Raw genomic sequence first — 14,146 nt, 5'->3', positions numbered from 1 at the left:
TTGGTCTATAGCAATATAGATACCCAATAGAAATAGATACTATACAAAAAAGTCCACTAGCTATTTATAGCGAGTGGCAACAAAGCCAATGATTTAATAATCTTGGGCAATGATCAGTAATGCACAGCAATGTGTTCTTTACATAATTAATTATGGAGAGTTTGATCCTGGCTCAGAGTGAACGCTGGCGGCGTGCTTAACACATGCAAGTCGAACGATGAAGAAGAGCTTGCTCTTCTGATTAGTGGCGCACGGGTGAGTAATATATAGTTAATGTACCTTCAAGACCGGGATAGCCATTGGAAACGATGATTAATACTGGATATACCTTCTCTACTTAAGTAGAGTTGGGAAACGTTTTTTCGCTTGAAGATCAGACTATATCCCATCAGTTTGTTGGTGAGGTAAGAGCTCACCAAGGCAATGACGGGTAGCGGGTTTGAGAGGATGATCCGCCACACTGGTACTGAGACACGGACCAGACTCCTACGGGAGGCAGCAGTGAGGAATATTGCACAATGGGGGAAACCCTGATGCAGCAACGCCGCGTGGAGGATGACGCATTTCGGTGTGTAAACTCCTTTTATGAGTCAAGAAAATGACGGTAGCTCATGAATAAGCACCGGCTAACTCCGTGCCAGCAGCCGCGGTAATACGGAGGGTGCAAGCGTTACTCGGAATCACTGGGCGTAAAGGACGCGTAGGCGGGTTGGAAAGTCAGGTGTGAAATCCTACAGCTTAACTGTAGAACTGCACTTGAAACTTCCAACCTAGAGTATGGGAGGGGGAGATGGAATTAGTGGTGTAGGGGTAAAATCCGTAGATATCACTAGGAATACCTAAAGCGAAGGCGATCTCCTGGAACATTACTGACGCTAAGGCGTGAAAGCGTGGGGAGCAAACGGGATTAGATACCCCGGTAGTCCACGCCCTAAACGATGAACACTAGTCGTCGGGATGCTTGTCATCTCGGTGATGCACTTAACAGATTAAGTGTTCCGCCTGGGGAGTACGGTCGCAAGATTAAAACTCAAAGGAATAGACGGGGACCCGCACAAGTGGTGGAGCATGTGGTTTAATTCGAAGATACGCGAAGAACCTTACCTAGCCTTGACATTGATAGAACACACCAGAGATGGAGTGGTGCCCTTCGGGGAACTTGAAAACAGGTGCTGCACGGCTGTCGTCAGCTCGTGTCGTGAGATGTTGGGTTAAGTCCCGCAACGAGCGCAACCCTCGTCCTTAGTTGCCAGCAGGTTAAGCTGGGCACTCTAGGGAGACTGCCTTCGCAAGGAGGAGGAAGGTGAGGACGACGTCAAGTCATCATGGCCCTTATGGCTAGGGCTACACACGTGCTACAATGGGGCGTACAGAGAGTTGCAATACCGCGAGGTGGAGCCAATCTCACAAAGCGTCTCTCAGTTCGGATTGAAGTCTGCAACTCGACTTCATGAAGCTGGAATCACTAGTAATCGTAGATCAGCAATGCTACGGTGAATACGTTCCCGGGTCTTGTACTCACCGCCCGTCACACCATGGGAGTTGATTTCACCCGAAATTGGGAAGCTAACCTTCGGGGGGCTACCACTTACGGTGGAATTAGCGACTGGGGTGAAGTCGTAACAAGGTAACCGTAGGAGAACCTGCGGTTGGATCACCTCCTTTCTAGAGTAAAGTCAATCATTCATTTGAATTGACATACAAAGAAAATCTCACGAGAGATAATATTAGTTATTAGTTTGTTTGCTTGCTTAGTTTTCAGTGATCTGTGTTCATTTGAAATGGGGAATTAGCTCAGCTGGGAGAGCGCCTGCCTTGCACGCAGGAGGTCAGCGGTTCGATCCCGCTATTCTCCACCATTTCATCATTTATTAATAGAAAAAGCTTAATCTAAGTTCTTAACAGAGAGTTTAGATTAGACTTCAAAGTCTATCGTTCATTAAATTATTATTGTCAAAGTCAACATATATAAAAGATAAAAGAATTTATTCAATTATTAATTATATTAACTAAATAACTACAATCAACAGTACACTGACTTGCTTTAAGTAGAGATACATTAAGTAAGGTAGTGAACGCAAATTAGAAAAAAAGATATTAAGGGCCATAGGTGGATGCCTTGGCTAGTAGAGGCGATGAAAGACGTATTAGGCTGCGATAAGCCTCGGGGAGCTGCCAAAGAGCTTTGATCCGGGGATTTCTGAATGGGGCGACCCAGCATGGCGCGAGTCATGTTACCCTACGGGGGGCGAACTCAGGGAAGTGAAACATCTCAGTACCTGAAGGAAAAGAAATCAAACGAGATTCCCATAGTAGCGGCGAGCGAAATGGGATTAGGGCACTTAGTGATAATATATTTGTTAGCCGAACACTTTGGAAAGAGTGGACATAGAGGGTGATATCCCCGTAAGCGAAAACATTTATATGGTACTAGACTAAGGAACGAGTAGGTCGGGACACGTGTTATCTTGACTGAATATGGGGGGACCACCCTCCAACCCTAAATACTACTACTAGACCGATAGCGAACAAGTACCGTGAGGGAAAGGTGAAAAGGACCGCGGTGAGCGGAGTGAAATAGAACCTGAAACCTATGGCTTACAATCATTCGGAGCACTATTGTCGTAAGACAAGTGTGACGGACTGCCTTTTGCATAATGAGCCTGCGAGTTGTGGTATCTGGCAAGGTTAATCAAACGAGAAGCCGTAGCGAAAGCGAGTCTTAATAGGGCGAATTAGTCAGATGCTGCAGACCCGAAACTGAGTGATCTATCCATGAGCAGGTTGAAGCTGGTGTAAGAGCCAGTGGAGGACCGAACCCGTAAAGGTTGAAAACTTTTGGGATGACTTGTGGATAGGGGTGAAAGGCCAATCAAACTCAGTGATAGCTGGTTCTCTCCGAAATATATTTAGGTATAGCCTCGAGCATTAGCATGAAGGGGTAGAGCACTGACAGGGCTAGGGCTGCTTACCGCGGTACCAAACCCTATCAAACTCCGAATACTTCATGTGTAACCTCGGGAGTCAGGCGGTGGGTGATAAAATCCATCGTCGAGAGGGGAACAACCCAGACTAGCAGCTAAGGTCCCAAAGTCTTGTCTAAGTGGAAAAGGATGTGAAGTTGCTGTGACAACCAGGAGGTTGGCTTAGAAGCAGCCACCCTTTAAAGAAAGCGTAACAGCTCACTGGTCTAGCGATTTTGCGCCGAAAATATAACGGGGCTAAGACAAGCACCGAAGCTCTAGATTCATAGTTTACTATGAGTGGTAGGAGAGCGTTCCATTCAGCGTTGAAGGTACACCGGTAAGGAGTGCTGGAGCGGATGGAAGTGAGCATGCAGGCATGAGTAGCGAGAAAAGAAGTGAGAATCTTCTTCGCCGTAAACCCAAGGTTTCCTACGCGATGCTCGTCATCGTAGGGTTAGTCGGGACCTAAGTCGAGTCCGAAAGGGGTAGACGATGGCAAATCGGTTAATATTCCGATACCGACGGTTGTTCGTTTGAGTGATGGGGGGACGCATAGAGTTAATCGAGCTCACTGATGGAATAGTGGGTCGAAGGACGTAGGTCGACAAATAGGAAAATCCGTTTGTCATTCGACCGAGATCTTACAGGCTCTGCAATGGCTTCGGCCAGCGCGGAGAATCGATGATACTGTCGTGCCGAGAAAAGCCTCTAAACGAGAACAACCGTTGCCCGTACCGTAAACCAACACAGGTGGGTGAGATGAGTATTCTAAGGCGCGTGGATGAACCATTGTTAAGGAACTCTGCAAACTAGCACCGTATCTTCGGTATAAGGTGTGCCCTATTTGTTAGGAGATTTACTCTCCAAAGCATTGACGGGTCGCAGCAAAGTGTCCCTCCCGACTGTTTACCAAAAACACAGCACTCTGCTAACTCGTAAGAGGATGTATAGGGTGTGACGCCTGCCCGGTGCTTGAATGTTAAATGGATTTGTTAGCTCTGCGAAGCATTGAAATGAAGCACAAGTAAACGGCGGCCGTAACTATAACGGTCCTAAGGTAGCGAAATTCCTTGTCGGTTAAATACCGACCTGCATGAATGGCGTAACGAGATGGGAGCTGTCTCAACAATGGATCCAGTGAAATTGTAGTGGAGGTGAAAATTCCTCCTACCCGCGGAAAGACGGAAAGACCCCGTGCACCTTTACTATAGCTTGACACTGCTATTGGGATATTCACGTGCAGGATAGGTGGGAGCCTTTGATTCATAGACGCCAGTTTATGATGAGGCATCCTTGAGATACCACCCTTGAATATTCTGATAGCTAACTCGGTACAATTATCTTGTGCGAGGACAATGTCTGGTGGGTAGTTTGACTGGGGCGGTCGCCTCCTAAAAAGTAACGGAGGCTTACAAAGTTCGGCTCAGGTGGGTTGGAAATCCACCGTAGAGTATAATGGCACAAGCCGGACTGACTGTGAGACATACAAGTCGAGCAGAGTCGAAAGACGGTCATAGTGATCCGGTGGTTCTGTGTGGAAGGGCCATCGCTCAAAGGATAAAAGGTACGCCGGGGATAACAGGCTGATCTCCCCCAAGAGCTCACATCGACGGGGAGGTTTGGCACCTCGATGTCGGCTCATCGCATCCTGGGGCTGGAGCAGGTCCCAAGGGTATGGCTGTTCGCCATTTAAAGCGGTACGCGAGCTGGGTTCAGAACGTCGTGAGACAGTTCGGTCCCTATCTTCCGTGGGCGTAGGAACGTTGAGGAGAGCTGACCCTAGTACGAGAGGACCGGGTTGGACATGCCACTGGTGCACCAGTTGTTCTGCCAAGAGCATCGCTGGGTAGCTACGCATGGATGAGATAACCGCTGAAAGCATCTAAGCGGGAAGCCAACTCCAAGATGAACGTTCCCTGAAGTACGCTTGAAGACTACAAGCTTGATAGGCTGGGTGTGTACGCATAGTAATATGTTTAGCTGACCAGTACTAATAGTACGTTTGTCTTTTTTTACAGTTCTTTGAATAGAACACAACTTCGTTCACTACCTTACTTAGTGTAAACACACTATTTAATGAACCGTGTACTGATACAGTTATTTAGAAAAAATGTTGACTTAAACAATAATGTATACTAGAAATAGTATAAACACTCACTTTAATTGACTCTAACAGTCAAATGTAAGAACATCTAGATGTCTTTACACTTGATTGTCTAGGTGGCTATAGAGAGAGGGAAACGCCTGGCTCCATTCCGAACCCAGAAGCTAAGCCTCTCATCGCTGATAATACTGCATCTTTCAGGTGTGGAAATGTAGGTCGCTGCCTAGTTGATCAATTTACTTCTAATCTTTACTAACAATCATTTAATTAACTTACTTTCAAACTAATTTATCTTTATTAAATCAAATTTTTTACTTAATAATCTATATATCTGATTTATTATGCAAAAACTATTTTATATTTTTTAAACTTACTATTTTTACTATTACTTTTACGATTTAACAATTAATAATGTGCTATCATTTTGTATATTATAATAGGAAATTGTATGAAAAATTATATTAAAGATCAAATAAAAAAATCTTATGAAACAAAACAAGATATTTATAACAATGAAGATTTATTAAACAAAATTGAAGAGGTTTCAAGGTTATGTGTTGAATTATACAAAGGTGATAAAAAAACAATTTTAGCCGGTAATGGTGGAAGTGCAGCAGATGCACAACACATTGCGGCAGAATTAGTTGGCAGATATTGTTTTGATAGGCCCTCAATACCTTCTTTGGCTCTTACAACAGATACTTCCAATCTTACGGCTATCGGAAATGATTATGGATATGATAAAGTTTTTTCACGCCAATTGGAAGGTATGGGGCAAAAAGGCGATATTTTTATTGGTATCTCTACTTCTGGAAATTCAAAAAATATCATTAATGCTTTTATTAGTGCAAAAGAAAAAGGTATTACAACTGTCGCTTTAACTGGCAGAGATGGCGGTGAGATGGCAAAACTTGCTGATATAGCTTTAGTTGTTCCATCTGAGTCTACCCCAAGAATACAAGAGGCTCACATACTTATAGGACATATAATATGTGATATTATTGAAAAAGAGACTTTCGGAAACGGAGTAGGCTGAGTTTTATGACAAAAGCTCTATTCTTAGACCGAGACGGTGTTATTAATGTTGAAATAAATTATCTTTATAAAATCGAAGACTTTGTATTTATTGATGGTATATTTAACCTTTGTAAATACTATCAAAATTTAGGATATATAATTATAGTAGTTACAAACCAATCTGGGATAGCTAGAAAATATTATACTGAAGATGATTTTAATATTTTGTCTTCATGGATGATTAAAGAGTTTGCTAGAAACAAAATTGAGATAAAAAAAGTTTATTTTTGTCCACATCACCCTACTATTTCTGGAGAGTGCAGTTGCAGAAAACCACATCCTGGGATGCTTTTTAATGCAAGTAAAGAGTTTAATATTGATTTGAAAAACTCTATTATAGTTGGGGATAAAGAGAGAGATATTGAAGCCGGACTAAATGCTGGACTTTTAGAAACATATCTTTTTGATGAGAAAGCTACTAATAAAAAATCTAAAGCTACAAAAGTAGTTTCAAAACTAGAGGAAATATATAATGCTAATACTAAATAGCGGTGGCACTTTTAATAAAAGATACAACTCTCTAACCGGAGAGCTTGAAGTTCCATATGATAATGATGCTATAAACAGAATACTTATCAGTGTAGAGTCCTCATACGACTTAGCAGGTGTTGTTTATAAAGATTCATTAGATATGACTATTGATGACAGAAAAATATTGGCAAATATTATAATGGAATCTAAAGATGATGTTTTTGTGATTGTACATGGAACAGACACTATGAGAGAAACTGCTCAGTTTTTAGGTGCTATATTTGATGATAGAGCAATTGTCTTAGTAGGATCAATGAAGCCATTTGAAATTGACCAGGTAGAAGCTAGCCTAAATCTTGGTATGGCAATTGGATTTGCAAAAGGTGTAGATGAGTATGGAGTTTATATCTGCATGAATGGATATGTTGAACCATGGGAAAAATTGGAAAAAAATAGAAAATTTGGAAAATTTGAACTTGTACAATAAAGTTATTTGCTCACATTGTCATTTGGAATTTGACAAATCTCTTATGATTAAAGATGCTAATAACTACTTCTGTTGCAGGGGTTGTCAGGGAGTTTTTCATCTTTTACGTGATGAGGGGTTAGATAGTTTTTATGAAAAATCTAATAATATTAAACTAACACCTCCTCGTGAAAATTTTGAAGACTCAATAAACTTCAATAGCCCATCTTTTTATGATAGGTTTGTGAAGACTAACAGTGATGGGTTTAGAGAAGTCTCTTTAATCATAGAAGGAATTCACTGCTCAGCTTGCGTATGGCTAAATGAAAAAGCTTTGAATAAGATGGATGGAGTTGTTGAAGCTAATATTAACTTCACAAACAATAAAGCTACAATTGTTTGGGCAGATGATATTGTAAAACTCTCGTCCATTATAGACATGATACGATCCATTGGTTATAACGCATTTGCTTATGATTCATCAACGCAAGAGTCATATGCTAACAAAGAGAGAAAATCTTACTATTTAAAAATGGCGGTTGCTATTTTTGCTTCTATGAATATTATGTGGATAGCAGTTGCTCAATATGCTGGATATTTTAGTGGAATTACTCAGGATATCAAAACTATTTTAAATATAGCAGAGGGATTACTTGCTACACCAGTCCTCTTTTATAGCGGATGGGTCTTTTTTAGAGGCGCTTATTACGGTTTAAAAACAAAAGTTGTAAATATGGACTTGCTAGTTGCAACAGGGGCAGCTCTTACATACGTTTACTCTATTTATATAACTGTTTTGCAAGAGGGTGAGGCTTACTTTGATTCAGTAAGTATGATTATTACATTTGTATTAATTGGTAAATTTTTGGAGGTATTGAGCAAAAAAAATGCAGCTGATACTCTAGATAATATTACTAAACAGATTCCAAGTGAAGTAAATATTGTAAAGGATGATAAGATTGTTACATGCAAGCTTGATGATGTGCATGTAGGCGATGTTATAATAGTCTCTTCCGGTGAGAAAGTTTTGCTTGATGGCGAGATAATAAAAGGAAACGGCTCATTTGATGAATCAAATCTGACAGGGGAGAGTGAGCCTGTATATAAAAGTGTAGGAATGAGTGTCGTTAGTGGTACAACAAGTATTGACGCTGATATTCACTTCAAAGCGACTAAAGATTTTGAGCACTCTACACTTTTTACATTAGTTTCCCTCTTAGAATCTGCAATAAATAAAAAACCAAAGATTCAGCAGATGGCAAACAGATTATCTGAGCATTTTTCGTCGGCTATTTTGGCACTCTCTTTTTTGACATTTTTTGTGTGGTGGCTTTGGCCGCACAGCTTTGAGATATCATTTATGGTAGGTATTTCTGTGATTATAATCGCTTGTCCATGTGCTTTGGCTTTGGCCACACCAGTTGCAACATTGGTTGGTTTAAGTCTTGGGGCATCAAGAGGAATACTTTTTAAAGAGGCTGCTCAGATAGAGACTATGGCAAAAGCGGACACTCTTGTTTTAGATAAAACAGGAACTATAACAGTTGGAAAGCCAGAAGTTATAAAGGAGCATGTATATGGGGATTTTGATAAAAAACTTCTCTACTCATTGGTGAAATCTTCTAATCATCCTGTAGCAAATGGTATTTTTGAGTATTTAAAAAAAGAAGATGAAAATATTATTGATATAGTGTTTGATGAGTTTACTCAGATATCTTCTCTTGGTATTAATGCTAAATATAAAAACTTTGAATTACTAGGCGGCAACAAAAAACTGCTAATTGAGAATAAAATAGATGTAGAGTTTTCAAGTGACAACACGATTTTTTATTTTGCAGTAGACAAAAAAGTATTGGCCATATTTGAATTGAGCGATAAAATAAAACCTGGAGCATGTGAACTGGTAAAAAATTTAACACAAAAAGGTATTGATATTATAATGCTAACTGGTGATAATGCTAAGGTGGCTTATAATATAGCAAATGAAGTTGGAATAAACACCGTTCTTTATGAACAGACACCTCAAAATAAATCAGAATATATAAAAGAGCTTCATGCAAATGGTAAAACTGTTGTTATGGTTGGAGATGGCGTTAATGACATTTTGGCCTTAGCATCAGCAGATATCGGGATAGTTATGGGAAGTGGCAGTGATATAGCTATAGAGGTTGGTGATGTAGTGCTATTGGATGATTCACTCAAATCACTTGAAGATGCGTTTAAAATAAGTCGTACTACATTTAGACTAATAAAGCAAAATCTATTTATATCACTTGCGTATAATGCCGTGACTATACCATTGGCAATGGCGGGGTATATAATCCCCCTGATTGCCGCAATATCTATGAGTGTTAGTTCACTTCTCGTTGTTGGCAACTCGCTGAGAATTCGCTATAAATGGAATAGGAGTTAATTGTGGACAGCTGGGTTATAGCTATGATGCTTGGCGCATCTGTGTTTTTGGGCGCAATTGCTCTGTTTGCATTTTTATGGGCAATTAAAAGTGGGCAATTCGATGATGAAGAGAAGTTTTTAAATGCTGCGAAATTTGATGGAGAAGATGAACTAAACGATGCAGTGAGAAAAGAGCGTAAAAAGGAGGAATTAAAGAAAAATTATAGACCAGAATAAGCCTACATGTAGAAGTTGAGTCGCCAAAAATAGGCAACTCAGGTAAATTATTTACCGATTGTTAGTGCGAATGCGTCTAAATCAGCGTCAGAGTATTTTGCAACTTGACCTTTCATAAGACCTTTCATTGCTCCACCGTAAGTATCAGCTTTGTAACCTTTAAGAGCAGTAGCGATATCAGCGTGAGTCATTTCAGCAACATTTTTAGATTTACCTAGAGCAGCTTTGCTAAAGTCTCCACCGTGACACCCTTGACAAGCACCAGCATTTACACCAGCCATTAAAGCTGTAGTTGCAGTTAAAGCAACAATTGAAGCAACGATTTTTTTCATTTTCTATTTCCTTAAGGTTTTAATTTCGGACAAATTATAGTTATTCTTTTCTTAAATACTTGTTAATAGTTAATCTGCTATTATTTTATTAATTAAGTTGGGTAAAAAGGAAAGAGTTAGTGCAATATATAAAAGATACTTTAAAAGATAAAACAATTTTAATAACTGGCGGGGCTGGCTTTGTAGGCTCGAATTTGGCATTTTATTTTCAAAAGAACCATCCATACGCTAAAGTAGTTGTCCTTGATAGTTTTAGAAGCGGAGAAACACTTTCAAATGGCAATTTAAGAAGTTTCGGCCATTTTAAGAACTTAATCGGCTTTAGCGGAGAAGTAATCAGCGGAGATATAAATGACAAGGATTTACTGCTTGAATTAGAGAGTAACTATAAATTTGACTACATCTTTCATGAGGCTGCTATATCAGATACAACGGCGCTTGAGCAAGACCTAATGATAAAGACAAATGTAAATGCTTACAAAGATTTACTAAATCTCGCTGTGAGACATAATGCTAATATGATTTATGCCTCATCTGCAGCAACTTACGGAAATGCCGAGTCGCCGCAAATAGTTGGCCGCGAAGCACCGCAAAATGTTTACGGATTCTCAAAACTTAGCATGGATAATTTAAGCCGCGAGTATATAAAAACTTCTAATATCTCTATTGTCGGGCTTAGATACTTTAATGTATATGGTCCAAGAGAGTACTTTAAAAACACAACAGCTTCAATGGTTCTGCAGTTTGGACATCAAATTTTAGCAGGCAAAAATCCTAAACTTTTTGAAAATAGCAATAAGATACTTAGAGATTTTATATATATTGAAGATATTATTCAGGCAAATGTAAAAGCAATGGTTACAAAAAAAAGTGGAATTTATAACGTTGGAACAGCTAAAGCTAGGAGTTTTCAAGATATAGTTGATATATTGCAAAAAGAGCTTGAAACAAGTTTGACATGTGAATATATTGCCAACCCTTTTATTGGAAGTTACCAGTTTCATACAGAGGCAGAAATAAGTTCAACAAAAGAAGTTTTGGGTTATGAGCCAAGGTACGAATTAGAAGATGGGATTAAATCTTATGTGAGTGAAATCAGACGAACATATGAAGAAGAAGTTAAATAATGCAGATACTAAAAAATTCAACCCCCAAGATACTTGTAGTCGGCGACTTGATGATAGACCATTATTTGTGGGGAAGCTGTGAGAGAATCTCTCCTGAAGCACCAGTTCAGGTCGTAGATATAGCAAAGGAGACAACTGTTCTAGGCGGTGCAGGAAATGTTATCAACAATCTTAAAGCCCTTGGTGCAGAAGTTAGTGTTAGCAGTGTAATAGGGAGTGATGATAATGGTGCTGAACTTCTTAACATGTTAAAAGAAATAGGTGTTGAAACTAGATCTATTATAACTCAAGATGGAAGAAAAACATCTAAAAAGAGTCGTGTTATTGCGGTTTCTCAGCAAATACTTAGATATGATAACGAGAGTAAAGAAGAGATAACAAGCACAAGTGAAAAAGAAATTTTAGACTCATTATCAAAGAGTATTGCAGAGTTTGATACAGTGATTTTATCAGACTACGGAAAAGGTGTTTTAACTGTAGCGTTGTGTAAGGGAATCATAAAACTTTGTAGAGATGCCGGTGTAAAAGTATTAGTAGATCCAAAAGGGAGTGATTTTTCAAAATATAGCGGTGCTTACCTTTTAACACCTAATAAGAAAGAGGCTATGTTGGCCACAAATATTAATATCAAAGACAACGCATCATTAGAAGCTGCATTGTTGAAGCTTAAGAAAGAGTGCAATTTAGAGGTCTCACTTATAACTCTCTCAGAAGACGGGATTGCTACTTATGAAAATGAACTTAAGATATTTCCAACTGTTGCAAAAGAGGTTTTTGATGTAACAGGTGCCGGAGATACTGTTATAGCCTCTATAGCTTTTGCTTTAAGTGTTGGGAAAAATATAGAGCAAACCGCTGCTTTTTCAAATTTGGCAGCAGGTGTTGTAGTAGGAAAAATTGGCTCGGCTACAGTTACAATTGATGAGATTGAAGAGTACGAGGCAAGTCTTCATAAAAGCAGATCTGATGCGCATATTAAAAGTTTTGAAGATATTGATAAAATAGTAAAGAGATATAGAGATAATGGCAAAAAAGTAGTATTTACAAACGGTTGTTTTGATATTCTACATGTAGGGCATGTAAAGTATCTGCAGATTGCTAAAAGTTTTGGGGATATTTTGATAGTTGGACTAAATTCAGATGAATCTGTTTCAAGACTAAAAGGTCCAAGCCGCCCTGTGAATGTTGCAGAAGATAGAGCATATATTCTTGCAGCGCTCGAAGCTGTCGATTTTGTTGTCCCCTTTGAAGAAGATACACCGCATAATTTGATTGAAATGATTAGACCGCATGTGCTTGTAAAGGGTGGAGACTATAAAGGAAAAGATGTCATCGGAACAGAATTTGCTGATGAGTTAAGATTAGTTGACTTTGTTGATGGAAAAAGTACAACAAAAACAATTCAAAAAATTCAAGGAAATTAAATGTTTAAAAAATTAAATTTAATAGTTGCAGGTGCAGTTTCTGTATTTGCAATGAACAGTGCAGAGATAAATGTAAACAATTCAGATCTCGAACTTAATGTGAAGTTTGATATGGGTCAGTTTAATGAAAATGTAGAACCGGCTACAATTTTTTTAGGTGCAAAATATCTCAATGGTGATGAGGGACACAGCGACTCCAGAAGTATAGATGATTATGGCGAGTTGAATTTTCTGATGATGAAAGATGTTAGTGATAATCTAAAATTAGGGTTAGGATTTAAACTAAATCACACTAAAAATTTCACATCTGTCCCTTTAGGTGCAGAGGTGAGCTATAAATTGCCGTTGGCTACAGTTATTCCATTTTATCTTGGTGGTAGTTTGTACTATGCTTCTGAAGTGCTTTGTATGGAAGATGGAGATAGTTTTTTAGAATTTCGTGTTAATTTAGATGCTGAGGTGATAGAAAACGGCCGTGTTACACTTGGCTATAGATCATTGGACACCAACTACAAAGTAAGAGATGTTGAATACAACAAGTCAGTATATCTAGGTTTTAAGTTCTCTTTTTAGTCAAATATCCAGCTCTTTTACAGCTTCTATAACTTCAGAAGCTGTAATACCTTTCATGCAGTCATGATGTCCAAGAGGACACTCTCTTTTCATACATGGAGCACAATCCAGCTCATGTCTTACAATTTTGCTTTTTTTATTCATCCACTGTGATGTCTCTTTATGCTTTGTTGGTCCAAAAATAGAAACAGTCGGTACTTGATAAGCAGCTGCTACATGCATAGGACCGCTGTCATTTGTAATAAATAGTGAACATCCGGCAATATTAGCACAGAGCTCTTTAATTGTAGTCTTTGCTGCTAAATTTATATAATTTTCTACATGTGAAGCTTTTAAATTTTGCTCAATCTCGTTAGCCATTTCAACTTCATTTGGACCGCCGAATATTATTATGTCAAACTTGTTGCTAAATTCTTTTGCAACATCTGCAAATCGCTCCGGATACCATCTTTTTGCACTCCCGTAAGTTGCACCAGCATTTATCCCCAAAGTGGGTTTTTTGAAAATTTCTGCCTCTATGTAGAGCTTAAGTTCAGGAGTAGTGTTGTCCCAGCTGTCTACGTCCGTCATAGCTAGTTTGGCATACTGCTTTGAGAGGTGCTGATTTGATGATATGCTTGGTGTATGAGAGAGCAAAAACATAGAGTGCCAAGATTTTTTTGCAATGCAGACAACAGTATTTGTAAATCTAAGAAGCAAAGATGAGTAAAAGTGGTTTCTAAAAGAAATTGCTAAGTTAAACTCCCCTAATTCACGGGCAAGTTTAAAAGTTGCAAGAAGTCTGCTTGAAGCTTTTTTTGTTTTATCAACTATTGCTTTTTTGCAAAGTGGGTGATACTTTATTGCTTCTATTGAAGCATAACTTCCTACAAATGTAAAGTCTGCATTTGGGTAATGTGATGCTAAAAGCTCAATAGCGGGAGTTGCCATAACGGCATCTCCAAGCCAGTTTGGTAAAATAATTAAAATTTTCAT

The 14,146-nt window shown here is 39.0% G+C and carries 10 protein-coding genes, 1 tRNA gene and 3 rRNA genes; 12 read left to right on the top strand and 2 right to left on the bottom strand.

The features are described 5' to 3' along the window. Positions 1-149 precede the first annotated feature (149 nt). The 9 genes from HUE88_RS09975 (at position 150) to ccoS (ending at position 9,715) form a co-directional block, all read left to right on the top strand. Positions 150-1,665 (top strand): 16S ribosomal RNA (locus tag HUE88_RS09975). 118 nt (positions 1,666-1,783) lie between these two features. Then, positions 1,784-1,859 (top strand) — tRNA-Ala (locus HUE88_RS09970). A 228-nt stretch (positions 1,860-2,087) separates the two neighbouring features. Further along, positions 2,088-4,981, top strand: a 23S ribosomal RNA gene (locus HUE88_RS09965). A 201-nt stretch (positions 4,982-5,182) separates the two neighbouring features. Further along, positions 5,183-5,298, top strand: a 5S ribosomal RNA gene (gene rrf / locus HUE88_RS09960). The 16S, 23S and 5S rRNA genes sit together here with 1 tRNA gene alongside, the layout of an rRNA operon. 220 nt (positions 5,299-5,518) lie before the next feature. Next, positions 5,519-6,106, top strand: coding sequence for a D-sedoheptulose 7-phosphate isomerase (gmhA, locus tag HUE88_RS09955; protein ID WP_194368624.1), 588 nt, complete (start codon positions 5,519-5,521; stop codon positions 6,104-6,106). Positions 6,107-6,111: 5 nt separating this feature from the next. Next, positions 6,112-6,636 (top strand): D-glycero-beta-D-manno-heptose 1,7-bisphosphate 7-phosphatase, encoded by a 525-nt coding sequence (gene gmhB, locus HUE88_RS09950; protein ID WP_194368622.1) that lies wholly within the window; start codon positions 6,112-6,114, stop codon positions 6,634-6,636. Next, the gene (locus tag HUE88_RS09945; RefSeq protein WP_194368620.1) at positions 6,620-7,105 is read left to right on the top strand and encodes an asparaginase domain-containing protein; all 486 of its coding nucleotides are present in this window, start codon (positions 6,620-6,622) and stop codon (positions 7,103-7,105) included. The genes gmhB and HUE88_RS09945 overlap by 17 nt, the downstream gene beginning before the upstream one ends. Next, on the top strand, positions 7,041-9,497 hold the full coding sequence (locus tag HUE88_RS09940) for a heavy metal translocating P-type ATPase (RefSeq protein WP_194368618.1): 2,457 nt from the start codon (positions 7,041-7,043) through the stop codon (positions 9,495-9,497). Before HUE88_RS09945 ends, HUE88_RS09940 begins: the two co-directional genes overlap by 65 nt. A gap of 2 nt (positions 9,498-9,499) precedes the next feature. Continuing rightward, a complete protein-coding gene (gene ccoS, locus HUE88_RS09935; protein ID WP_194368616.1) occupies positions 9,500-9,715 on the top strand; it encodes a cbb3-type cytochrome oxidase assembly protein CcoS in 216 nt (71 codons plus the stop codon). Between the two features lie 47 nt (positions 9,716-9,762). Here the strand turns inward: ccoS and HUE88_RS09930 are convergent, their stop codons facing one another. After that, positions 9,763-10,047, bottom strand: coding sequence for a c-type cytochrome (locus HUE88_RS09930; RefSeq protein ID WP_194368614.1), 285 nt, complete (start codon positions 10,045-10,047; stop codon positions 9,763-9,765). A gap of 119 nt (positions 10,048-10,166) precedes the next feature. Between HUE88_RS09930 and rfaD the strand changes: the two genes are divergently transcribed. From rfaD to HUE88_RS09915, 3 genes are read left to right on the top strand one after another with little or no spacing between them, the layout of a single operon-like run. After that, a complete protein-coding gene (rfaD, locus tag HUE88_RS09925) occupies positions 10,167-11,174 on the top strand; it encodes an ADP-glyceromanno-heptose 6-epimerase (protein WP_194368612.1) in 1,008 nt (335 codons plus the stop codon). Further along, positions 11,174-12,598 (top strand): D-glycero-beta-D-manno-heptose-7-phosphate kinase, encoded by a 1,425-nt coding sequence (gene rfaE1, locus HUE88_RS09920; protein ID WP_194368610.1) that lies wholly within the window; start codon positions 11,174-11,176, stop codon positions 12,596-12,598. The genes rfaD and rfaE1 overlap by 1 nt, the downstream gene beginning before the upstream one ends. After that, entirely contained in the window at positions 12,599-13,171 is a 573-nt protein-coding gene (locus HUE88_RS09915; protein WP_194368608.1) for a YfaZ family outer membrane protein, read from the top strand. It abuts the gene before it with no gap. Here the strand turns inward: HUE88_RS09915 and waaF are convergent, their stop codons facing one another. Then, positions 13,172-14,146, bottom strand: a complete 975-nt coding sequence (gene waaF / locus HUE88_RS09910) for a lipopolysaccharide heptosyltransferase II (protein ID WP_194368606.1) — start codon at positions 14,144-14,146, stop codon at positions 13,172-13,174.

Source organism: Candidatus Sulfurimonas baltica (assembly GCF_015265455.1).
In the GTDB taxonomy this organism is placed as follows: domain Bacteria; phylum Campylobacterota; class Campylobacteria; order Campylobacterales; family Sulfurimonadaceae; genus Sulfurimonas; species Sulfurimonas baltica.
This window is presented reverse-complemented; position numbering and strand designations above follow the sequence as displayed.